The 24389-nt window shown below is 45.8% G+C and carries 20 protein-coding genes; 16 read left to right on the forward strand and 4 right to left on the reverse strand.

Features of this window, described 5'->3' with window-relative positions:
- Positions 1-37 precede the first annotated feature (37 nt).
- The 8 genes from NSS75_RS02000 to niaP all read left to right on the forward strand — a co-directional run bounded on the left by NSS75_RS02000 (position 38) and on the right by niaP (position 9323).
- Positions 38-811: a TerC family protein gene (locus NSS75_RS02000; RefSeq protein WP_024120125.1), complete on the forward strand. Its 774-nt coding sequence runs from the start codon at positions 38-40 to the stop codon at positions 809-811.
- 62 nt (positions 812-873) lie between these two features.
- The gene (locus tag NSS75_RS02005; protein WP_101860198.1) at positions 874-2034 is read left to right on the forward strand and encodes an HpcH/HpaI aldolase/citrate lyase family protein; all 1161 of its coding nucleotides are present in this window, start codon (positions 874-876) and stop codon (positions 2032-2034) included.
- Positions 2024-3334, forward strand: coding sequence for a phosphoribosyltransferase family protein (locus NSS75_RS02010; RefSeq protein ID WP_339237536.1), 1311 nt, complete (start codon positions 2024-2026; stop codon positions 3332-3334). Before NSS75_RS02005 ends, NSS75_RS02010 begins: the two co-directional genes overlap by 11 nt.
- Positions 3335-3340: 6 nt before the next feature.
- Positions 3341-4450 (forward strand): cysteine protease StiP family protein, encoded by a 1110-nt coding sequence (locus NSS75_RS02015; protein ID WP_185848321.1) that lies wholly within the window; start codon positions 3341-3343, stop codon positions 4448-4450.
- Positions 4447-5247, forward strand: a complete 801-nt coding sequence (locus tag NSS75_RS02020) for an HAD family hydrolase (RefSeq protein WP_213418274.1) — start codon at positions 4447-4449, stop codon at positions 5245-5247. Before NSS75_RS02015 ends, NSS75_RS02020 begins: the two co-directional genes overlap by 4 nt.
- A 31-nt stretch (positions 5248-5278) precedes the next feature.
- A complete protein-coding gene (locus NSS75_RS02025; protein ID WP_339235635.1) occupies positions 5279-6892 on the forward strand; it encodes a YceG family protein in 1614 nt (537 codons plus the stop codon).
- Between the two features lie 15 nt (positions 6893-6907).
- Entirely contained in the window at positions 6908-7999 is a 1092-nt protein-coding gene (locus NSS75_RS02030) for a toxic anion resistance protein (protein ID WP_010332934.1), read from the forward strand.
- Between the two features lie 121 nt (positions 8000-8120).
- On the forward strand, positions 8121-9323 hold the full coding sequence (niaP, locus tag NSS75_RS02035) for a niacin permease NiaP (RefSeq protein ID WP_024120131.1): 1203 nt from the start codon (positions 8121-8123) through the stop codon (positions 9321-9323).
- Positions 9324-9336: 13 nt separating this feature from the next.
- Here the strand turns inward: niaP and NSS75_RS02040 are convergent, their stop codons facing one another.
- Both NSS75_RS02040 and NSS75_RS02045 read right to left on the reverse strand, forming a co-directional pair.
- Complete coding sequence (locus NSS75_RS02040) at positions 9337-10518, reverse strand: MFS transporter (protein ID WP_216394826.1); 1182 nt, start codon at positions 10516-10518, stop codon at positions 9337-9339.
- A gap of 66 nt (positions 10519-10584) precedes the next feature.
- Positions 10585-10887, reverse strand: coding sequence for a metalloregulator ArsR/SmtB family transcription factor (locus NSS75_RS02045; RefSeq protein WP_081638228.1), 303 nt, complete (start codon positions 10885-10887; stop codon positions 10585-10587).
- A 290-nt stretch (positions 10888-11177) separates the two neighbouring features.
- Between NSS75_RS02045 and opuAA the strand changes: the two genes are divergently transcribed.
- From opuAA to NSS75_RS02060, 3 genes are read left to right on the forward strand one after another with little or no spacing between them, the layout of a single operon-like run.
- A complete protein-coding gene (opuAA, locus tag NSS75_RS02050) occupies positions 11178-12434 on the forward strand; it encodes a glycine/proline betaine ABC transporter ATP-binding protein OpuAA (RefSeq protein WP_024120134.1) in 1257 nt (418 codons plus the stop codon).
- Between the two features lies 1 nt (position 12435).
- Positions 12436-13284 carry a glycine/proline betaine ABC transporter permease subunit OpuAB gene (gene opuAB, locus NSS75_RS02055; protein WP_095714454.1) on the forward strand — a complete coding sequence of 283 codons (849 nt, stop codon included), beginning with the start codon at positions 12436-12438 and terminating at the stop codon, positions 13282-13284.
- On the forward strand, positions 13284-14165 hold the full coding sequence (locus NSS75_RS02060) for a glycine betaine ABC transporter substrate-binding protein (RefSeq protein WP_024120136.1): 882 nt from the start codon (positions 13284-13286) through the stop codon (positions 14163-14165). Before opuAB ends, NSS75_RS02060 begins: the two co-directional genes overlap by 1 nt.
- A 37-nt stretch (positions 14166-14202) precedes the next feature.
- Here the strand turns inward: NSS75_RS02060 and NSS75_RS02065 are convergent, their stop codons facing one another.
- Entirely contained in the window at positions 14203-15354 is a 1152-nt protein-coding gene (locus NSS75_RS02065; RefSeq protein ID WP_339235643.1) for a M20 peptidase aminoacylase family protein, read from the reverse strand.
- A 127-nt stretch (positions 15355-15481) separates the two neighbouring features.
- On the opposite strand from NSS75_RS02065, the gene NSS75_RS02070 reads away from it, so the two are divergent.
- The 5 genes from NSS75_RS02070 to NSS75_RS02090 all read left to right on the forward strand — a co-directional run bounded on the left by NSS75_RS02070 (position 15482) and on the right by NSS75_RS02090 (position 22778).
- Positions 15482-16915 (forward strand): YfcC family protein, encoded by a 1434-nt coding sequence (locus tag NSS75_RS02070; protein WP_024120138.1) that lies wholly within the window; start codon positions 15482-15484, stop codon positions 16913-16915.
- Positions 16916-17030: 115 nt separating this feature from the next.
- On the forward strand, positions 17031-17522 hold the full coding sequence (locus NSS75_RS02075; RefSeq protein WP_044162006.1) for a DUF6773 family protein: 492 nt from the start codon (positions 17031-17033) through the stop codon (positions 17520-17522).
- 264 nt (positions 17523-17786) lie between these two features.
- Positions 17787-19787 (forward strand): starch-binding protein, encoded by a 2001-nt coding sequence (locus NSS75_RS02080; protein ID WP_339235646.1) that lies wholly within the window; start codon positions 17787-17789, stop codon positions 19785-19787.
- Positions 19788-20154: 367 nt separating this feature from the next.
- Entirely contained in the window at positions 20155-21120 is a 966-nt protein-coding gene (locus tag NSS75_RS02085; RefSeq protein ID WP_103672191.1) for an L-lactate dehydrogenase, read from the forward strand.
- 32 nt (positions 21121-21152) lie between these two features.
- Complete coding sequence (locus NSS75_RS02090; RefSeq protein ID WP_198097911.1) at positions 21153-22778, forward strand: L-lactate permease; 1626 nt, start codon at positions 21153-21155, stop codon at positions 22776-22778.
- A gap of 40 nt (positions 22779-22818) precedes the next feature.
- Here NSS75_RS02090 and bmr3 read toward each other — a convergent pair whose 3' ends face one another.
- Entirely contained in the window at positions 22819-24357 is a 1539-nt protein-coding gene (bmr3, locus tag NSS75_RS02095) for a multidrug efflux MFS transporter Bmr3 (RefSeq protein ID WP_024120143.1), read from the reverse strand.
- Between the last annotated feature and the right edge of the window lie 32 nt (positions 24358-24389).

Consider the following 24389-nt stretch of genomic DNA (forward strand, 5'->3'; position numbering starts at 1 on the left):
AAGCAGTCACCGTTTTCAATTAATAGGAGGAAAAAACTTGGAATTTTTACATCACATCATGTCTACGTATGCTTCATTTTTCGATTGGAAAATGTGGGGGGAAGTTCTGACTGATCCGGTTTCTTGGGGTCTGATCGGTTCCCTTGTTGTACTGGAAGGCCTTTTATCGGCCGATAACGCGTTAGTTCTTGCGGTTATGGTAAAACATCTTCCGGAAAAACAGCGTAAAAAAGCGTTAACGTATGGTTTATTCGGAGCGTACATTTTCCGATTTATATTCATCGGACTCGGTATGCTTCTCATTAAATTCTGGTGGATCAAAGTGCTTGGCGCGCTTTACCTGGCTTGGCTCGTCATTAAGCACTTCTGGATCGGCGAAAAAGAAGAGGAAGCAGACGGTATTAAGAAAAACTCTTGGATGGTCCGTACATTCGGTATCTTCTGGGCAACTGTTATTTCAGTTGAGCTGATGGACCTTGCCTTTTCTGTGGACAGCATCTTGGCCGCGTTTGCGGTGTCTGAAAAAGTATGGGTTCTTTTGATCGGCGGTATGCTGGGTATTTTAATGATGCGTACAGTCGCAAAAGTATTCCTTGTGCTGATCGATAAAATCCCTGAGCTTGAAAACACAGCATTCGTGTTAATCGGAATTATCGCGCTGAAAATGGCAGGGAGCGCTTTCCATTATGAAATGCCGCATTCTGTATTCTTCATTATCATTATCGCTGCATTTGCGGTAACATTTATCATTCACTATATCAACAAACAAAAGCAGGTGCGCGAACAAACAGCTGCGTCAAAAGAAGAATAAAACAAAACAAGGAGGGAGTTTCATGTCCTTCCTTTTTTGTTACAGAAAAGAGGGTGACTGGTTTGCGGTATTTCCACTATTTATCAGCGCGTCAAGAAGAGCATGTATTTTATCAAGTGCCGAAACAGGTCACGAAAGAGGCGCCTAAAAAATGGCTTGAACAAGCGCTGGGAGCCCTATTATATATGCCTGCAACCCGCCACGACATAGCCGCTATGATTACTGAACAAAAGTACGAGGATCTAACGTCCGTTGTTTTCTGCTTAGAGGATGCGATTGGGGATCATGAAGTCGAGCAGGCTGAACATAATCTCAACATTCAGCTTGAGCGCATAGAACAGGCGATTCAGCAAAACAAAATTGAACCGGATAATCTTCCGCTCATGTTTGTAAGGGTGCGTTCTCCGAAGCAGCTGCAGGAGCTGGCGGGCCGCTTGAAGCGCTTTCTTCATTTGTTAACCGGTTTTGTGTTTCCGAAATGTTCAGGAGTGAACGCCCGTGACTATGCGGAAACGCTGGAAAACATTTCTCGCGATAGGAGAGCGCCGATTTATGGAATGCCGATTTTAGAAACGCCCGATTTGCTTTCTAAAGAGACGCGGCCGGAGGCTTTCGGAGAGCTGAGTGCGGTTCTGCATCAATATCAGGACTTGATTTTAAATGTGCGAATCGGTGCTACTGATTTGTGCGGGTTATACGGCATCCGGAGAAAGCCGGGGCAAACCATCTATGATATTCGCCTGATTTCCGATTTTATGGCGGATGTCATCAATTATTTCGGCAGGACGTTTGTCGTTTCTGGACCGGTCTGGGAATATTTCCAGACAGCGCAAAAGCCTCACCTTCTGTCAGCGCACCAGCCTTCTGAGCTGAATGAGCATGTCAAAGGTTTGGTGAAGGAAACAGAGCTTGATATCGCTAACGGGATTCACGGGAAAACGGTCATTCACCCGTCTCAGCTTAAAGCGGTAAACAGCCTGTATGTTGTATCAAAGGAAGACTATATGGATGCGTTAAGCATTATTCATCACGGAAACGGTTCAATCGGTGTGATGAAAAGCCATTTTTCCAACAAAATGAATGAGATGAAGCCCCATATGAAATGGGCTGAGAACATCATAATAAAATCAGAAATCTATGGGGTGTATCATGAAAACCGATCTTTCTCCGATTTGCTCAACGAACAGCAAAACACTTCAAATATTGGACAATATGGCGGTTGATCTGTCGGTCACTGACAATCCGCTTTCTATTCCGGAGCAAGTCTTATTTGAAATGGCGGCGCGTGTAAACAAAAAAAGGGGTTTTTTATTTGTCAGCAAAGTGCTGGGAAAGCATATTCCAGTTCATCCGCTGAAGCCGCTTTTGGCATCAGGGCTGCTTGCTTTGGAGTACGCTGAACGAAAAACGGGCCGTGAGCTGAAGGAGAAGGCCGACATTCTGAACGGTTTTCTTTCAGGAACGGACAGCGGGCTTCGGGCTGCTTATCGAACGTTGCAAAAGCAGCGCATTGGACTAGAGGAGGCGCCGCTTGTGATCGGGTTTGCGGAAACGGCGACAGCCCTTGGACACGCGGTTTATGACTGCATTGAGAATGCGTCGTATGTCCATACAACACGTGAACTGATACGGAACAACGAGCCTTCCATTACCTTTGTCGAGGAGCACTCCCATGCGACCGACCAGCTGTGCTATGCGGAACCTCATATGATCAACAACGATTGCCCGGTGATTCTCGTGGATGATGAAATCACGACAGGAAAAACCGCACTGCATATCATTCGGGATATACAATCGAAGTTCCCCCGCAAAGAATACGCTGTTTTGTCTTTATTGGATTGGCGCACTGAGGAGCACAAACAAGCTTATGCTGAAGCGGAACGGGAATTAGGGGTTACCATATCAACAACAGCTTTACTGTCTGGGCGCATTTCCTTTAAAGGAGAGCTTTTGTCAGAGTCCTCCTATGATTACAGACCGAAGCCGCATGAATCAGCAATAAACAGAACAGACATCGACTTGTCCGGCTTCTTTGCATCCTTACCTTATCAGCCGGCCATATTCGCAGACGAGCATTTTTATGTGAAGGAAACAGGGCGGTTTGGCTTAAAGGCGAGTGACAGGCAGGCGGTTCACGAGGCCTGCCGCCTAGCTGCGCAGCATGTGGAACAGTATCGGAAGGGGAGAAGAACGCTTGTGCTTGGAACGGGAGAGCTGATGTACATTCCTATGAAAATCGCAGCGCATCTTCAGGGCTCCATTTCCTATCACTCTACTACCCGCAGCCCGATTCACCCTGTTGTCAAAGCGGGCTATGCTGTGCAAAACGGTTATTCATTTATGAATCCCGAAGATGAGGCGGTTCGCCATTTTATCTATAACCTCCCCGCCGGAGCGTATGACGAGGTCTTTTTCTGTCTTGAAAAGACCGTTTCGGATGAGGCGTTACAGCCAATTTTTCATATATTCAAAGAAAAAGAAGTGCCGCATATCCACATTGTAACCCTTTCAGGAAAGGTGTGATCTGAATTGACTGAGATAATTGACCAGATTGGGAGCTATCCGAAGGAGGATGTCACCTTTCTATTAAAAGATTTGTCCGCTGTTTCGATTGAAAAAAGCACGGAAGAACGGGAACGCTCGATCCAAAGCGGCACCCATTACTCAGAGATGCTGCCGATCGAATATAAGCCGACAGATGAATATATGAAACTGTTTTATGCCTCGCTTGAAGATAGTAAACAGAAGGTTGCGTTAGCGGCCGGAGCTGTAGCGGAGCAGCTTTTCGCCAAACACGGTGAGCATATGGTTTTGTGCAGTCTGGCAAGGGCGGGCACGCCGATCGGTGTATTGATCAAACGGTACATCAAGATGAAGTATCACGTCTCAGTTCCGCACTACAGCATATCGATTATTCGGGACAGGGGAATTGATGAAAACGCCTTGCAGTATATGCTGAAGCATCATCCAGACGGAAAAATCGCCTTTATCGACGGCTGGACAGGCAAAGGCGCTATTACTAAAGAACTGAATCGATCCATCGAACAGTTTAACCAGCGCTGGAATACGAGACTTTCCTCAGAAATTGCGGTGCTTGCCGATCCGGGTGATTGCGCGGACATCTACGGAACGAAGGAGGATTTTCTGATTCCGAGTGCCTGCTTGAACTCTACGGTCTCGGGTCTTGTCAGCCGCACGGTCTTAAATGAAAAATGGATCGGGCCGGATGATTTTCACGGGGCGAAATATTACCGTGAGCTGAGCGAAGAGGATGTTTCTGTATTCTATATTGAAACGATAGCCGAGCAATTTCCGTCTATTTTTAAAGAAGCAGAACGTCTGGCGATTGGCTTGCAGCGCGTACGTATGAAACCGGCTTGGGACGGCTTGGCTTCCATTGAGACGATCCGAAAGCAATTTGGCATCAGCAATACGAACCTGATTAAACCTGGTGTCGGAGAAACGACCCGTGTGCTTCTTCGCAGAGTGCCTTGGAAAATACTGATTCAGCCTGGCGCTGAAGAAACGCTGAAACATATTCTTTTACTGGCAAAGGATCGGGGAGTGCCTGTAGAAGAATACGAGAACATGTCTTACAGCTGCTGCGGGCTGATTCGTCCGGCGGAGAAAAGCCTATGAACGCGTTTGCCAGCGATTTAGACAGAACATTAATTTATTCAAGGCACATGATCGGCACGCCCGATAAGGAAGCCGGGATTGAGCTGATTGAAACATTAAATGGGCGGGAGCTTTCCTATATTTCCTCAGCCGTAAAAGAGCACTTAAATCAGATTCAGAAGGATCACTATTTTATCCCCGTCACCACGCGTACAAACGAACAGTATAAGAGAATCGGATGTTTCCAGCAGGACATTGTGCCGGAATATGCGGTGACAACAAATGGCGGGTGCATCTTAAAAGACGGCGAGCCTCTGAAAGAGTGGGACGAGCTGATGAAAGAGGAGCTGGCGTCGTGTCTGCCGATCGAGGCCATACTGAGGGAAATCGCAGGTCTCTCTTTATCAGAGGCGGTAAAAAGAACCCGAATCGCCCATCACTATTTCGTGTATCTCATTTTACATGAGGAAAAAATACCGTATATCGATATATCCGCTGTGAAAGAGTGGGGCGCCGATAAGGGCTGGCAAGTATCTCTGCAGGGGCGGAAGCTTTACTTTATTCCCAATCCGCTTAATAAGTGGAAAGCAGTTGAATACCTGAAATCCAGGCTCTCTCTTGATGAAATCTATACGGCTGGAGACTCGCTGCTTGATCTTGAACTGATCCGGGAAGCCGATTTTGGCATCGCACCCGCGCACGGAGAGGTATTGAGTCACGATCCGGAACTACGCAAAACAATTGCAAGCGGCATGCTGGCGGGTGAAGAAATCACAGCGTCAGTTTTATCGCAAATATCCAAATTAAAACACGTGTAATATACACAAACAAACCAGAAAGGAGGATATGATGAGACAAGAAGAGCTAATCATTCATAAAGCTGTTCCGGCCGATGGTGATTGGAAAAGCATGCTGTTTCAGCCATTGCCGGAGCGGGATCACTATGAGAATGAACAAGGTCTTGCTTTTTCGAGGCTTGCCGGGCAAATACTGGGCACTCCCATTGATGAGACCGACTACTTTAACGAGCTGTATGAACTTTCTGTAAACGATCATATTTATGTCCTGAGCGAAACACTTGATAAAACAATTGCACCCGAAACATTTCAGGCGCTTCAGCATATTCATTCCATCAACCAGAAGGAAAAAGGCCTTTCGGTCAGCCGCTTTGTCGCCTTTCTGGACGGGGAACAGCTGATTGCGAAGCATTCCAATTCATTGCTGCACCGCCATTTAAGAAAAGCACTGATGACGCTTTTACATACCTTTGCCGAAAATCATGAGCAGGAGCTGAATCATCCTGATTTTCGCAGAGTGCTTCTTGATGTTTCAAAGTTTTCCTTGAACCACCTGAATCCTTGGCTGGAAAAAGCCGATATAGAGCGGGAGATGCCGAAGGTGGTCTGGTATGGAGACGCGACGAAAAGCCAGCTGTATTTCTTATATTATTTGATGCTTGTCGGCTGTGATGTTCTATTGTTCCATCCGGCGGGAACCGATCAGCTGACGCTCGTTGACCCTAAGCAGGAGCTAAGCTTCACGGAAAAGCTTCCGGATGTTTCAGATCTTCAGCCATTCCCGAAAGAAAAACCTGACCGTAAATCAACGGTGGCGTATCGATCGACAAAGGAAATTGAGCATGTGCTGAATCACGAGGAATCCATGCTGTACAAGCCTTGGCAGTTCAGAGACCACACACCGGTTTCCGTGACGCTGAAAACGACCTATGATGAACTGTTTTTAATTGCGAAAGAACGTGCGTTTATTCGCCCGAATTTCAAAGCCGATAAACATTCGATCGATATTCCGAATGTGTTTGCCAAAATTATGGGTGTGTCGAAGGACAATAAAGAATATTGGAACAGACTTCATACAATGGCGGACTATCCAGAAACGGAGATAATTCGAAGCTTTCCGTTTACAGAAGAAATCAAATCAAACTATCAATTTCATTACAGCCACGCGCTTGATCATGAAGGAAACATCGATCCGGACAAGCTGATCGCAAGCAATGTGTGGCAGTACAAACAGCTTCCGGCAGGCATTCAGACCGCGATCGCCAAAACGATCTCGAGAATGTGCAGACACCCGCGGCTGAAGGCATTGCATCAGGAACAGGTCAAGGATGTTCAGATCTACTTGTTTAAACAAACAACAAACCTTCCCGCTAACCTGCTGAAATTGATTCAAATGTTCGACTATGCGCAGACTGTTCCGAAACTGGTGCTGTATCATACGGAAATGAACGGTGAGCTCACACGATCAGACGCCGCAGCCCTGCTGTTTTTAAATGAAATCGGCATTGATATCGTCATTTATAATCCTCCCGGACATCAAGACATTGAGCATTATATTGAAGAGGATCAGTATGATATCCACTGGCTGGACGACATGGTGTTTCAGCAGGACTATAAAGAGCCTTCGCTCGTGAAAAGGCTGTTCAGAACGATTACCCAAAAGTAAGGAGAGAAGAAAAGCATGACAACAGAAAATCAAAATCCGCTTGTTCTCGATAAAAACGAAGAAATTTCTCAGCAAAAGGCAGACGATATCCGCCTGCAGCTCCGCCAGGAACCAGAGGTGCAGCGCCTCGCCCAGCAAATTGACGTGAAAAACCAAATGGAGCTGCTGGAGTATGGAAAGGAGCCGGCTGTTGAAATTTCCAAGTTCTCTGACCGCATCTTAGGAATGATGAAAACAACAAGCGTGACAGACTCAGGCACAATGCTGACTCAGCTTGGAAAAATCATGGACCGCTTTGACAAAAATGATTTTGACGAGCCCAAGGGACTGATGGCCAAAATCTTCAAACGCGGCGGCAGCATGATTGAGAAAATCTTTAAAAAGTACCAGACGCTCGGCGGAGAAATTGAAAAAATCAACGTTGAGATTTCCAAATATAAAGATGAGATGACAAAAACAAACTACACGCTCGATGAAATGTATGAAAACAATATCAACTACTACATGGAGCTTGAAAAATACGTTGTTGCCGGTCAAATGAAGCTGGAAGAGATGCAGTCAATCCTTCCTTCATATGAAGAAAAAGCGGCAAGCGGAAACCAGCTTGCGCAAATGCAGCTCGATACGCTGCGCAACGGCATTCAGGCGCTTGAGGAACGCGTGTATGATCTTGATATGGCGCGAATGGTGGCGCTTCAAACCGCACCGCAGATCCGACTGCTCCAGCGCGGTAACGCTAAGCTGATCGGGAAAATTAACTCCGCTTTTATCATCACCATTCCGATTTTCAAAAACGGCATTATTCAGGCTGTTACGGTGAAACGTCAAAAGCTTGTGGCTGACTCTATGAGCGAGCTTGACCGCCGGACAAATGAGATGCTGAAACGCAATGCGGAGAACATCTCGAACCAGAGTGTTGAAATTGCCAGAATGGCCGGCAGACCAAGCATTGATATAGAAACGATCGAATCCTCCTGGAACACGATTGTCAGCGGCATGCAGGAAACAAAACAAATCGAAGAAGAAAACAAACGCCTTCGGGAAGAGGGCGCAAGACGAATTGCCCAGCTGCAGGATAATATTAAAAAAGCAGCATTACAGCAATAAAAAGACCCCCGCTTGTGAATCATAAGCGGGGTTTTTGATTGACATCAATTAGGTAATGACAATGTGTAAAGACAGGTGTAAACTTAAACGGTAAGCATTTTGCATATCAGAGGTGTTGGCTATGGGAAAACAACAGCCTATATCCCAGCGTAAGCTGCTGGGTGTCGCCGGTTTAGGGTGGCTGTTTGATGCAATGGATGTCGGAATATTATCGTTTATTATCGCCGCGCTCCACGTGGAGTGGAATCTTTCGCCTGAAGAAATGAAATGGATCGGAAGCGTAAATTCCATCGGCATGGCTGTGGGTGCGTTTTTGTTTGGATTGCTGGCTGATCGAATCGGTCGCAAAAAAGTATTTATCATTACTCTTTTATGCTTTTCAATCGGAAGCGGTATATCAGCTTTCGTCACAAGCTTATCGGCATTTCTCATTCTGCGTTTTGTAATTGGGATGGGACTTGGCGGCGAATTGCCTGTCGCTTCAACGCTTGTTTCGGAAGCGGTTGTGCCTGAAAAACGGGGCCGGGTCATTGTGCTTCTCGAAAGCTTTTGGGCTGTGGGCTGGCTGGCAGCGGCGCTTATTTCTTATTTTGTCATTCCAAGCTTCGGCTGGCAGGCGGCTTTGCTTTTAACCGCACTGTCGGCATTTTATGCGCTGTACTTGCGGACAGGATTGCCTGATTCGCCAAAGTACGAATCGCTTTCTATGAAAAAGAAATCGGTGTGGGAGAACGTGAAAAGCGTTTGGGCGAAACAGTATGTACGGCCGACGGTAATGCTGTCGATTGTCTGGTTCTGCGTTGTCTTTTCTTATTATGGGATGTTTTTGTGGCTGCCGAGTGTGATGCTGTTAAAAGGGTTCAGCATGATTCAAAGCTTTGAATATGTTCTGCTGATGACGCTTGCTCAGCTTCCGGGCTATTTTTCGGCTGCGTGGCTGATCGAAAAGGCGGGCCGGAAATGGATACTGGTCATTTATTTGATCGGAACAGCGGGAAGCGCGTATTTCTTCGGAACGGCAGATTCCTTAGGTCTGCTGCTGACGGCTGGAATGCTGTTGTCCTTCTTTAATCTTGGTGCGTGGGGCGTGCTGTATGCCTATACACCGGAGCAATATCCAACATCGATTCGCGCGACAGGTTCAGGAACCACAGCGGCGTTTGGAAGAATCGGCGGCATTTTCGGCCCGCTGCTCGTCGGAACACTCGCCGCCCGCCATATTTCGTTTTCAGTGATTTTTACAATCTTTTGCATTGCCATTTTACTGGCGGTCGCGTGTATTTTGATTATGGGAAAAGAAACGAAACAAACTGAGCTTGAATAACAAAAGCACCTCATTATGAGGTGCTTTTTACATGGAAACCGGCAGCTTGCGGTTTGTTTTTTCTGCTTGTTTGATAAAGGGCCATAGACAGGACAAATAAAATCGCCGTAAACGCCGTGACAGCCCCAAAATGATGCGTGTTTTGATATAAGAGTCCGGCAAGGCATGTGCCGACAGTGGTTCCTGCATACATAGCCGCATTGGAAAGAGATGCAATCGTTCCGCGCGCGTTCGGTGATATGGATTGGAATATCCCCATCATTAACGGAAAAATGATCCCCGCTATAAAGAAAGTCAGAAAAAAGCTGGTTTCTACAATAAATAAGGTAGGTAAGAAAGGAAGAGAAAAATAGAGCGCGCCCATCAGCAGCATGCCGCTGATTAATGTCTTAAACGTTCCGAGCTTTGATGCAATTTTGCTTCCTATAAGGCTTCCAAGCATATTTCCCAGCCCCAGTACAAGCATCGCAGCGCCGATTTGGGATACGGTTAGATGATAATCTGCAGAAAGCCAGGTGCCGAGAAAGCTGAACGTGGCGAAATTTCCTGTTTGAAAGAGAAAATAAGCAAGCAGGATCATCGATGTTTTTGGCAGTGAAAACAGCTCACGATAAGGGCTGACTATAGATGAACGGTGTGCTGCCGCTTCTGCAGGACGAATATCTGGCATGGCCGCCGCCAAAATGAACAGGAGAACCAGCGAGCCTGCTGACAGAACGAAAAAGGGCGTGTGCCAAGTGAAGGAAGCCAAAAATCCGCCGATCGGAAGCCCGAGCATTTGTGAAGCCGCTAATCCTGCTGTTGCAATCCCCATGCTTTTTAACACTTTTGAGGCATGGACGATGACAGGGATGGATGCCCAAATTTGAGGCGTCACAAACGCGGCGCTGACACCGGCGGCAAAACGGAATGCACACATGGCGGCAAAGGAGGGAGCGATGCCGCATAAAAACGTGGAAAGGATAAAGCCCGCAAGCCCCGACAGCATCACTGTTTTCCGATTAAAGCGGTCAGAGATCGGACCGGCTGCCAAAGCAAACAGCGCATAACCGAGCGCATAAGCACTGACCATCCAGCCTGACAAATCAGTGGAGACATGGAATTGGTCCTGCAAAAGCGGGAGAAGCGGTGAGAGCAAAAAGGTATCTGTGCCGATGACAAACATTACACTGAAAAAAAGCCAAATAAGTTTCAATTTTAACACTCCTATAGTTTTATAATTTTAAAACTATGAAACAGATATGTATATAGAAAACCCTTTTTAGAGGGTCTCCAGAAAGCCAGGCAGGTATGTTTGAAAGGTGTCTTCACGCAGCCTGACATATTTTGTCCGTGAATCTTTTCGCGTTGCAGTCAATCCCGCTTCACGCAGCGTTTTGAAATGATAAGATGCTGTGGTTTTGACGATATTGCATTTTTCACCTACTTCACCGCAGCTGAGTTCTTTTCCGCTGTAATAAAGCGTACGAATAATTGCAAGCCTGGATTCGTCAGACAATGCTTTGAATATGTGAGCTCTGATATGGTCTTCTGATTGTTTCATAGTCATGAAACTATAATACATTACATAGAGATGAAAAAGCAACTTATTTTTCCAGTAAAGGATCTTGAAGTCATAAGAGGAAGAAGGATTTTTGGTTCAATAAAAGCGTTTACAATTTAAAAACGGCTTAATTTTACCTGTAAAATACAATAATAAAGGAGGATTACCGAGTATTTAGAAGCATAAATAAGGTCTTGGGGTCACAGGGATGTTTATCATGAAATGGTACAGAATAAAAGAGAATATGCGGTTTGTGTGTGTTGTTACATAAATGGTACGGTAATAAAGATTGCTTAATATGGAGGGAAAATATGAGTGTAGATGAGAAACCGATTAAGATAAAAGTCGAGAAAGTCTCTAAAATTTTTGGGAAACAAACCAAGAAAGCAGTTCAAATGCTTGCCGACGGAAAAAATAAAAAAGAGATCCTGAAAGCAACCGGATCAACCGTTGGGGTTAACCAAGCAGATTTTGATGTATATGATGGTGAGATATTTGTCATCATGGGTCTATCAGGGAGCGGTAAATCAACTTTAGTACGGCTGTTAAACCGGCTTATTGAACCGACTGCCGGAAAAATTTACATTGATGGTGACATGATAACAAATATGTCTAAAGACCAGCTCCGGGAAGTCCGCCGGAAAAAAATCAGTATGGTCTTCCAAAAGTTCGCTCTGTTCCCGCACAGAACGATACTTGAAAACACAGAATACGGACTGGAGCTTCAAGGTGTAGACAAACAGGAGCGCCAGCAAAAAGCGCTTGAGTCGCTTAAACTTGTCGGACTTGAAGGATTTGAACACCAATACCCTGACCAGCTTTCGGGCGGGATGCAGCAGCGTGTCGGCCTTGCCCGCGCTTTGACGAATAATCCGGACATCCTTCTGATGGACGAAGCGTTTAGTGCGCTTGATCCATTAATCCGTAAAGACATGCAGGATGAGCTTTTGGATCTGCATGATAATGTCGGAAAAACGATTATTTTTATTACGCACGACCTGGATGAAGCGCTTCGCATCGGCGACAGAATCGCGCTGATGAAGGACGGAAACATCGTTCAAATCGGCACGCCGGAAGAAATCCTCATGAATCCGTCCAACGAATATGTTGAGAAATTCGTTGAGGACGTTGATTTGTCTAAAGTATTAACTGCCGGCCACATTATGAAACGCGCTGAAACGGTGCGGATTGATAAAGGGCCTCGCGTTGCGTTAACACTGATGAAAAACCTAGGGATTTCATCTATTTATGCAGTCGATAAACAGAAACAATTGTTAGGTGTCATTTACGCAGCAGATGCGAAAAAAGCAGCCGAGTCTGATTTATCCCTTCAGGATATCTTGAATACGGAATTTACGACTGTACCAGAGAATACGTATCTGACTGAGATTTTTGACGTTGTGTCTGACGCGAATATTCCAATTGCGGTTGTAGATGAAAAGCAAAGAATGAAAGGGATTGTCGTAAGAGGCGCGCTGATTGGCGCACTTGCGGGCAATAACGATTATATCAATGTTGAAGGCACTGCTGAGCAAACACAAGATCCTTCTGTACGGGAGGTGAAGTAAATTGGATAGACTGCCTAGAATACCTTTAGCAGACATCATTGACCGTTTTGTTGACTGGATTACGATAACGTTTGGCGGATTCCTCGATGGAATCGCAAATGGCTTGGCCATTTTTGTAAACGGGATTGTAAGCGGGCTTGGATTTATACCTTCTATTTTGTTAACGATTATTTTCGCAGCTCTTGCATGGTGGATCAGTACGAGAGGAATTGCGCTGTTTACTTTAATTGGCTTTCTCGTTATTGACTATTTAGGATATTGGGACCCAATGCTGCAAACGTTAGCGCTGGTTGTCACGTCCGTCATTATTTCGATTGTAGTCGGTGTGCCGATCGGAATTTGGGCATCTCAGAAAGAAACGGTTCGCCGTATCGTAACGCCTATCCTTGATTTAATGCAGACAATGCCTGCTTTCGTATATCTTTTGCCGGCAATTTTCTTCTTTAATATCGGTGTTGTGCCGGGTGTTGTTGCGTCTGTTATCTTCGCAATGCCGCCGACAATCCGTATGACGGTTCTCGGTATTAAACAAGTGCCTGCGGATCTGATTGAAGCAACTGAAGCGTTTGGTTCTACAACAGCTCAGCGTTTGTTTAAGGTTCAGCTTCCGCTTGCAACAAAAACCATTCTTGCCGGGATCAACCAAAGTATCATGCTTGCATTATCAATGGTTGTTATCGCAGCAATGGTCGGTGCGCCTGGACTAGGTTCAGAAGTATACAGCGCCGTTACACAGCTGAAAACAGGGGTCGGTGTAGAAGCAGGTATCGCTATCGTTATCGTTGCGATTACGCTCGACCGTATTACACAAAATATTAAAGTGAAGAAGAAAAGCAGGGGGAATGCCTGATGTTTAAAAAAATCATCGGTATCGGTGTTTCCGCCATGCTGGCACTCTCACTTGCGGCTTGCGGACAAGAAAACGACGAAAATGCGTCCGCGGCTGAACAGGTGAATAAGACGATCATCGGGATTGACCCCGGTTCAGGTATTATGAGCCTGACTGATCAAGCGTTGAAGGATTATAACCTGGACGACTGGACACTGATTTCATCGTCAAGCGCTGCTATGACTGCTACGCTCAAAAAGTCATACGACCGTAAGAAACCAATTATTATCACAGGATGGACACCGCATTGGATGTTCTCCAGATATAAATTAAAATATCTCGATGATCCGAAAAAAACTTACGGCAGTGCTGAGGAGATTCATACGATCACCAGAAAAGGCTTCAGCAAAGAACAGCCGAATGCCGTTAAGCTTCTGAGCCAGTTTAAATGGACGCAAGACGACATGGGTGAAGTGATGATCAAGGTGGAAGAAGGCGAGAAACCTTCCAAAGCCGCTGCTGAGTATGTGAAGAAGCACAAGGATCAAATCGCGGAGTGGACCAAAGGCGTGCAAAAGGTCAAGGGAGACAAAATCAACCTTGCCTATGTGGCGTGGGACAGTGAGATTGCAAGTACAAACGTTATGGGCAAAGTCTTAGAAGACTTGGGCTATGACGTGAAACTCACTCAGGTAGAAGCTGGTCCGATGTGGACGGCGATTGCGACGGGAAGCGCGGACGCATCCCTTTCCGCATGGCTGCCGAATACCCATAAACCATACGCTGTCAAATATAAAGGCAAATATGATGATGTAGGCGTCAGTATAACTGGCGTGAAGATGGGTCTTGTTGTGCCTCAATATATGAAAAACGTCAACTCAATTGAAGATCTAAAGAAATAATGAAGAAAGCAGCCTGTTCGCAGGCTGCTTTTTTGATTTAAGAAGCGTTGGCTGATGCGAGTGTATCGGCTTTTTGGAACGTTTTTAACACGGCGTTTGCTAAAATGTGAATCCCGGTAAACATCGCGTTTCTGTCAAAGGTCATATGCGGGTGATGGAGTCCTGGCTGAAGTCCGCAGCCGAGGCCAAGCATGGTCGTTTTAAGGTTCGGCACTTTCACAGAATAAAAATGAAAGTCTTCGCCGCCGGTTGTCACAAGCGGTTCATCGAGCTGATCAGCTCCGATAACGTCTGTGATTGCTTCAGCCATAATGCTTTCAGCTTCTTTATTTTGTGTTGCCGCCGGAAGGCTGTGTTCCTTGTGAAGTTCAATTTTCGCATCGAATGCCGCGGCAGCCGCTTCGCAGGCTCTTTCTGTTTCTGCGATCAGCGTCTCCATGGCTTCATTTGTTTGCGCCCGCAGGTCAAGGCTGAAGGTCGCTTTTCCGGGAATGATGTTGGAGCTGTCGCCGCCGGCTTGAAGCTTTGTCATTTTGACAGTGTGCGGGATTTTCGGATCGATGTGAATCAGCCCCAGCTTATGGACGAGAAATGCCGCGATTTCGATGCTGTTTTTGCCAAGATGCGGCCGTGCGCCATGAGCTTCCTCTCCGATGATTGTGCCTTCGATGTGCTGGCTTGACCCATGCAGAATGGATGGGGCGCAGCGTCCGTTTTGGGTTTCCTGAATTGGACGGACATGGACGCCATACAAATAGTCGACGTCATCAAGCACGCCTTCCTCTATCATTTTCAGAGCGCCTCCGCCTTTTTCTTCTGCGGGCTGAAAGATAAAACGTATCGTTCCGCTCGGAAGCTGCGGCTGTTTTTTCAGCAGCATTAACGTACCTAAAGCCATTGTCATATGCGAATCATGCCCGCAGGAATGATTGGCGCGAAATGTGCCGTTGACCTCCTGCCATAATGCATCAATGTCAGCGCGGACAGCTACAACAGGCGAACCCGAACCTATTTCGCCGACAACTCCGGTACAATCTGGAAACGTGCGCGTGCGGCACCCTGCATCTTCGAGTTTTTGTTTAAGAAATTCAGTTGTCTCATATTCTTTCCAGCTGACTTCAGGGTTGGCGTGAAGATGTTCAAAGATGTGCATTACGGTTTGTTTCATTTCTTCTGAGAGTTTTTGCATGGGAAGAAAAACCTCCTTCATTCCTTTTTTTTATATTGAAACAGGTAGATAGGCTGTTTATAATATAGCACATATTTATATTTTTCAGAATAATAGATATTTTCTAAAAGAGGGGATGAATCGAAATATGAGTATGCCAGCAGCCGAAACACAGCCAAAGAAAAAACGCACCGCCTTTAACATGCCTGACGCCTATGTCCTCTTATTTATCATCGCTTTCATTTGCGCCGTTGCTTCGTATATTGTGCCGGCGGGAGAATTTGACCGTGTGACGAAGGGGGAGGTTACCACTGCGGTGCCGGGAAGCTACCATTCAATTGAACAGTCTCCGGTCAGCCTGATCAGCTTTTTCACTTCTCTTCAGGATGGAATGGTCGGATCAGCGCCTATTATTTTTCTGATTTTATTCACAGGCGGCACGATCGCTATTTTAGAAAAAACAGGTGCCATCAACGGACTGATTTACAATGTCATCAGCAAGTTCCGCACAAAGCAATTATTATTTATTTGTATTGTCGGTGCGTTGTTTTCTATTCTTGGAACGACTGGAATTGTCGTGAATTCAGTGATCGGATTCATCCCCATCGGCCTTATTGTCGCACGCTCCTTAAAATGGGATGCGGTCGCGGGTGCGGCTGTTATTTATATTGGCTGCTATGCCGGGTTTAACTCTACCATTTTATCACCGTCTCCGCTTGGCTTATCGCAATCGATTGCGGAGCTGCCTCTGTTTTCGGGGATCGGCCTTCGTGTAGTCATATACTTATGCTTTTTGGTGTCTTCTATTATTTATATCTATTGGTATACAAGAAAATTAAAGAAATCAAAGGATGCCAGTGTGTTAGGCACAAACTGGTTCCCGGCGGCAGGATTGAGCGATGCGAATCAAGAAGAAGATAAGTCTGTGCCGTTTACCGTTCGCCATAAGCTGATTTTGGGAGTGGCGGGTTTGTCGCTGATCGGATTTTTGTACGGCGCATTGAAGCTCGGCTGGTCAGATTCCCAAATGGCTGCGACGTTTATTTTTATTTCTGTCCTTGCCGGATTCATTGGAGGGCTTGCGGCAAACGATATTGCCAAAACTTTTATTACCGGCTGTCAGAGCCTTGTATACGGTGCGCTGATTGTCGGGATGGCGCGGAGCATTTCTGTCATTCTTGAAAATGGGAAGCTGCTGGATACAGTCGTCAATGCTTTGGCTTCGGTTTTGGACGGGTTCAGTCCGATGGCCGGCGCAATCGGCATGTATATCGCCAGCGCCCTGCTTCATTTTCTCATCTCTTCAGGATCGGGCGAAGCGGTTGTGTTCATTCCGATTCTGGCGCCGCTCGCTGATTTGATGGGCATCACGAGACAGGTCGCGGTGGAAGCGGTTATGCTTGGAGAAGGGGTCGTCAACTGTGTGAACCCGACGTCCGGCGTTTTGATGGCAGTGCTTGCCGCCAGCGGAATTCCGTACGTCAAGTGGCTTCGGTTTATGCTGCCGCTCGCTCTGATTTGGTTCTTAATCGGGCTTGTGTTTATTTGTATCGGTGTCCTGATCAATTGGGGGCCGTTTTAAACATTGCTGCCCGCCGGCTTGTACGGCGGGCTTTTCATTTATTCGTTGCAGAAGCGCAGGCTGTTATTGTAACATGTAAGCCATAAGCCATTCGTAAAAGTGCGGGAGGAAGGTCATGAATAATCTGCATAACAGACTTTCAGGCGTGAATGGGAAAAATAAGAGAGTAAAAGAAAAAGAACAAAAGATCTGGTCGGATATCGGCAAGTTAGCCGGGGCGTTTGCGCTCCTGGATGTGATCATCCGCGGCATTATGTTTGAATTTCCGTTTAAAGAATGGGTCTCGAGCCTTGTGTTTTTGTTCATTATCATCTTATATTACTGCATCAGGGCATCAGCTTCTGGAATGCTGATGCCGAGAATAGACACCGAGGAAGAACTGCATAAACGGGTGAAGCAGCAGTTCATAGAATCAATAGCTGTCGCCTTTGCGGTAGTGGTGCTTACGATGTATGACAGGGGAGTTCCCCATACATTCTTCGCTTGGCTGAAAATGATTCTCCTATTTATCGTCTGCGGCGGCGTTCTGTTTCTGCTTCGATTCGGAATCGTGAAGCTGTCTTACAGAAGAACGGTAAAAAAGGAGTTCAAGAAGAAATCATCATAGAGATGGTTTCTTTTTTGTTCATAAATCAGACAATATCGCCACTTGCTGTTTAAGAATGTAAAATGGCTCGAGATGTCTGTTTGGGAAATGACTCTATCAAGTTGTTTTGATAGAGAGAGTATGATAGTTTAAAATGTAAGCGTTAACAAAATTATCCAGTCTTCACATGCGTCTGAAAGGAGGAAGTGGAAGGATTGAGTAAGAGGGATTTCTGACTCCGCAGTAAGTCTTCAGAAATGAAAAATGAAATAAGGAGTGTCCAGAATGTCTAAAAAACGATTAAATACCTCTTTACTGCCGTTATTCGCTGGATTATTATTGCTGTTTCATTTGATTCTGGCAGGGCCGGTGGCTGTAAATGCAGAGACCGCGAACCAATCAAATGAATATACAGCGCCATCAATAAAGAGCGGGACCATTCTTCATGCTTGGAATTGGTCGTTCAACACCTTGAAAAATAATATGAAGGATATCCATGATGCAGGATATACTGCCATTCAGACGTCTCCTATTAATCAAGTAAAGGAAGGAAATAATGGAGATAAAAGCATGAGGAACTGGTATTGGCTTTACCAGCCGACCTCTTACCAGATTGGCAACAGGTACTTGGGTTCCGAGGAAGAGTTTAAAGAAATGTGTGCGACGGCTGAAGAATATGGCGTGAAGGTTATTGTCGATGCCGTCATCAATCACACAACCAGTGACTATACTGCGATTTCAAATGAAATTAAAAGTATTTCAAATTGGACGCATGGAAACACACAAATTAAAAATTGGTCCGATCGAAGGGATGTCACGCAGAATTCATTGCTGGGGCTTTATGATTGGAATACGCAGAATACACAAGTACAGTCATATCTGAAACATTTTCTGGAAAGGGCATTGGATGACGGTGCTGACGGATTTAGGTATGATGCGGCCAAACATATAGAGCTTCCGGATGACGGTGATTTTGGCAGTCATTTTTGGCCGAATATCACAGATACATCTGCAGAATTCCAATATGGAGAAATATTACAAGACAGTGCTTCCCGAGATGCTGCATATGCGAATTATATGAATGTTACAGCATCAAACTATGGGCATTCCATAAGGTCTGCTTTAAAGAATCGCAATTTTAGCACATCGAACATCTCCAATTATGCATCTCATGTATCTGCGGACGATTTGGTCACATGGGTGGAATCGCATGATACGTATGCCAATGATGATGAAGAATCTACATGGATGAGCGATGATGATATTCGTTTAGGCTGGGCGATTATTGCTTCTCGTTCAGGAAGTACACCCTTGTTTTTCTCCAGACCTGAGGGCGGCGGAAATGGTGTAAGATTCCCTGGGAAAAGTCAATTAGGTGATCGCGGGAGTGCTTTATTTAAAGATCAAGCCATCGCTGCAGTCAATACATTTCATAATGCCATGGCCGGACAGCCTGAGAAACTCTCTAACCCGGATGGAAACAATCAGATATTCATGAATCAGCGCGGCCCTGAAGGTGCTGTTTTGGCAAATGCATCTTCATCACCAGTTTCCATTCATACTTCAACGGATTTACCTGATGGCAGCTATGATAATAAAGCCGGGGATGGTTCGTTTAAAGTAACAGATGGCAAACTGACAGGTACAATCAGCGGCAGAGGTGTGGTTGTGCTTTATGCGGAAGATACCGCAAATGTACCTAATGTCTTCCTCGAGAATTATCAAACAGGTGTAACCCATTCTTTCTATGATGATCAGCTAACGGTAACTCTGCGTGCCGACGCTCATACCGCAAAAGCTGTCTATCAAATAAATCATGGTGAGAAGACACAGTTTCAGGATGGAGATCAATTAACGATCGGAAAAGGGGAACCGTTTAATACAACATACAAGGTCACTTTAACAGGAACGAACAGTGATGGAGCATCTGGGACAAAAGAATATATTTTTGTAAAAACAGACCCATCTTCTGAGAAAAGAATAGGCTATCAAAACCTAAATAATTGGAGTCAAGTTAATGCATATGTATACAAGGAGAATGGGGGGCAGGCAATAGAATTGGCCGGATCTTGGCCGGGAAAAGCAATGAGTAAGAATGCAGACGGCATTTACACTCTGACGTTATCAGCGGATACTGATACAAAAAACGCCAAAGTGATTTTTAACAACGGCAGCGCCCAAGTACCTGGCCAGAATCAACCTGGTTTTGAATACGTGCAAAATGGTTTATATAATGACTCTGGCTTAAATGGTTCTTTGCCCCATTTAGTCCGGACATTTCGTTAACAACAACACCCTAAAGTCAACAATCGCTTACTTTATCTGTTTGGAGATCACCATGTATAGACTCCGGCAATGTCAGATCGATACGTCACAATCATGATAAATAATGAGCATTCACATTGCCGGATACAATGCTTTTTGAGGAAAGCAGCGAAAGAAACTAACAAACATTCCTTCTTTCTCTTGCGATTCTCATGCTGAAAATCACTCAAGAAAACGGTAAGAAACTATCATAGATAGTTTCTTTTTTTGTTCATAAATCAGACAAATCTTTTCTCTTGCAAAAGTTTGTGAAGTGTTGCACAATATAAATGTGAAATACTTCACAAACAAACACCAAAGAAAAACAAACACTGGAGGATGAGGATAAATGATGAATGAACGTGTAAATAAAGTAGCTTTAATCGGAGCGGGTTTTGTTGGAAGCAGTTATGCATTTGCGTTAATTAACCAAGGGATCACAGATGAACTTGTGGTCATTGATTTAAATAAAGAAAAAGCAATGGGCGATGTAATGGATTTAAATCACGGAAAGGCGTTTGCGCCGCATCCGGTCAAAACATCTTTCGGAACATATGAAGACTGCAAGGATGCTGATATTGTCTGCATCTGCGCCGGCGCAAACCAAAAGCCTGGTGAGACACGCCTTGAATTAGTAGAAAAGAACTTAAAGATCTTCAAAGGAATCGTCAGTGAAGTCATGGCGAGCGGATTTGACGGCATTTTCTTAATCGCGACAAATCCGGTTGATATTCTGACGTATGCAACATGGAAATTCAGCGGTCTGCCAAAAGAGCGAGTGATCGGAAGCGGCACAACACTTGATTCTGCGAGATTCCGTTACATGCTGAGCGAATACTTCGGTGCAGCGGCACACAACGTGCACGCTCATATTATCGGCGAACACGGCGATACTGAGCTTCCTGTCTGGAGCCACGCGAATATCGGCGGAGTGCCGGTCAGTGAACTGGTTGAGAAAAACGAAGCATACAAACAAGAAGAGCTTGACCAGATCGTGGATGACGTGAAAAACGCCGCTTATCATATCATTGAGAAAAAAGGCGCGACGTATTACGGGGTAGCCATGAGCCTTGCGCGAATCACTAAAGCGATTCTTCATAATGAAAACAGCATTTTAACAGTCAGCACATATTTGGACGGACAATACGGAGCAGATGACGTGTACATCGGAGTGCCGGCTGTCGTCAACCGCGGCGGAGTCGCTGGCATCACTGAGCTGAACTTAAATGAGAAAGAAAAAGAGCAGTTTAACCACAGCGCCAACGTGCTCAAAAACATTTTGAAACCGCATTTTGCAGAACAAAACGTCAACTAGAACGCAACTATAGAGTAAAGGGCTGATTGTCAATGTGGGAGCAGTTGTATGATCCGTTTGGAAACGAGTATGTGAGCGCACTGGTTGCGCTCACACCGATTCTCTTTTTTCTCTTAGCTTTAACCGTTTTTAAGATGAAAGGCATTCTTGCGGCATTTCTGACCCTAGCCGCCAGCTTTTTGGTTGCCGTATTGGCATTTCATATGCCGGTTGAAAAAGCCGTTTCTTCTGTTTTATTAGGCATCGGAAGCGGTTTGTGGCCGATCGGCTACATTGTCCTGATGGCAGTGTGGCTCTATAAAATCGCTGTGAAAACCGGGAAGTTTACCATTATTCGTTCCAGCATTGCCGGCATTTCGCCTGACCAAAGATTACAGCTATTATTAATCGGTTTTTGTTTTAACGCATTTTTGGAAGGCGCGGCCGGCTTTGGTGTTCCGATTGCAATTAGTGCGGCGCTGCTCGTCGAACTTGGCTTTAAACCGTTAAAGGCGGCGGCGCTCTGTTTGATAGCGAATGCTGCCTCTGGAGCCTTTGGCGCGATCGGGATACCGGTGATTACAGGCGCGCAAATTGGAGACTTGTCTTCTCTTGAGCTGTCTCGGGCATTGATCTGGACACTGCCGATGATTACTTTTCTGATTCCGTTTTTACTCGTATTCTTATTAGACCGGATGAAGGGAATCAAACAAACGTGGCCTGCCTTGTTGGTTGTCAGTGGTATATATACAGCGGTTCAGACGCTGACAATGGCTGTGCTCGGACCGGAATTAGCTAACATTTTGGCGGCGCTGTTCAGTATGGGCGGGCTTGCGCTTTTCCTGCGCAAGTGGCAGCCAAAACAGATTTACCGTGAGCAGGGAGCCGAAGAAACCGGTGAGAAAAAGAGATACAGCGCCGCAGACATTGCCAAAGCGTGGTCTCCTTTCTACATTTTAACTGCGGCAATCACCATCTGGAGCCTTCCTGCATTCAAAGCGCTTTTCCAAGAAGGCGGGCTCTTCTATCAGACAACGCTTTTGCTCAAGATGCCTTTTCTGCATCAGCAAATTATGAAAATGCCGCCAATTGCCCCATCTGCCATGCCGCTTGATGCGATTTTTAAAGTCGATTTGTTATCGGCGACAGGTACAGCGATTTTAGCCGCAGTCATCGTTACAGGACTGTTCAGCAAAAATTTCTCTTATCGGGATGGCTTCAGTTGCTTGAAGGAGACAGGGAAAGAACTGTGGATGCCGATTGTCACGATCTGCTTTGTGATGGCGTTTGCCAATCTGGCCAACTTCGCGGGGCTCAGCTCTTCCATCGGGCTGGCACTGGCGAAAACAGGTGATTTGTTCCCGTTTGTCAGTCCTGTGCTCGGCTGGATCGGCGTGTTCATTACTGGCTCGGTTGTCAGCAATAACGCTCTGTTCGGGCATTTGCAGGTTGTCACCGGAGCACAGATCGGTGCCGGTTCTGATTTGCTGTTAGCCGCAAATACGGCGGGCGGGGTGATGGCGAAGCTCGTTTCTCCGCAATCTATCGCCATTGCCGCTGCCGCGGTCGGCCAGACAGGGAAGGAATCAAAGCTGTTTAAACGGACAGTGATGTACAGTCTGATTCTGCTATTGATCATCTGCATATGGACGTTTATTCTTGCAAGATTAGGTGTTTAATAGAAAAAAGCAGTACACTCGAGGTGTACTGCTTTTTGTATTAATTTGCTTTCTTCGTCATTTCCTCAGTTGTTTTGACTCTTGTTTTTCCCATAAACAAAACGGTGATCGCCGCGAGAACAATTGGAATCAAAGCAAGTAAAAAGACATATGTGATGCTTGATGACATGGCGTCGATGATCCGGTTCAGAATCGCATCAGGGATCTGTGATCGTGTGCCGGCTTGGAAAATCGCCTGTGGATCACCGATATTCTGCGGAGCGCCTGAGCCGGCGGAGCCTTTTATCCCGCTGAAGGCATCGCTAAGCTGGTTTGTGAATACGTTCGTCTGAACCGTGCCGAAAATCGTGACGCCGAGCGTCATGCCGAATGATCGTAAAAATGAATTCGTGGAGTTGGCCGTTCCCCGAAAACGAGGTTCAAGATCATTCATGGATGCTGCCGGGAGCAGCGAGAAGTTAAAGCCTACGCCGAAGCCTGAAATCATCATAAAGACAGTCAGCCATACGCGCGCTGTGTCCGGCGTCATATTGGAAAGCAGCAGCATGCCGATAAAGAAAGATATGACGGAAATCAGCATCAGATTGCGGAAGCTTGCCTTCGTTTGGAAGATTCCGCCGATCATACTTCCGATCACTGATCCGATCATCATCGGTGTCAGAATGAAGCCTGCGCTTGTCGCTGAGCTGCCGTATACCGCCTGTACGAAAATCGGAATAAACACTGCTAAAATAATGAATGTTCCGCCATAAAGAAAAGCGAGAATCTGCGCTGTGGCAAACAAGCGGTTCTTAAACATCCAGAAGGAGATAATCGGTTCTTCCGCTTTTCTCTCCACAATAAAAAAGGCAATAAAGAAAACAGCGAAAATGATAAACAGGCCAATGATTTGAATCGAATTCCAGTCGTATGTTTTGCCGCCAAGCTCAAGCGCAAACATCAGGCACACAATGGATACGACTAAAGTAATCGCGCCGCCCCAATCAATTTTCTGTTTTTTATGCTCCAGCGATTCTTTGTAATAGCGAATGATGAAAAACAATGACAGTGCGCCGATAGGGACGTTGATGTAAAACACCCAGTGCCAGCTGATAGAGTCTGTGATAATAGCGCCTAACAGCGGGCCGAGAACGCTTGATAATCCAAATACAGCGCCGAACATGCCCGACATTTTTCCGCGTTTTTCCGGCGGAAATAAATCAAAGATAATCGTGAAGGCAATCGGCAAGAGCGCTCCGCCCCCAATCCCCTGAATGGCCCGGTAGATGATCAGCTGGTTCATTGTTTGTGCGATTCCGCATAATGCCGACCCGATTAAGAAAAAGATAAGTCCAAACAGGAAAAAACGTTTTCGGCCGTACATGTCGGAAAGCTTGCCGTAAATCGGCATTCCAGCCATCACCGCTACCATGTAGGATGCAGTTACCCATGCAAATTTATCAAAGCTTCCAAGATCAGCCACGATGCTGCCCATCGCTGTGGCAACAATTGTATTGTCCATTGCCGACATTAAAATGCCCAGCAAAAGACCGAGAACCACAAATTTAGTGGAAGGATTTTTTGCGGCTGTTGTATCCATTTATTCTACCTCCTCTACCTTTTCTAAGTAAG

The organism is Bacillus sp. FSL K6-1012 (genome assembly GCF_037964915.1).
Classification (GTDB): Bacteria; Bacillota; Bacilli; order Bacillales; family Bacillaceae; genus Bacillus; species Bacillus halotolerans.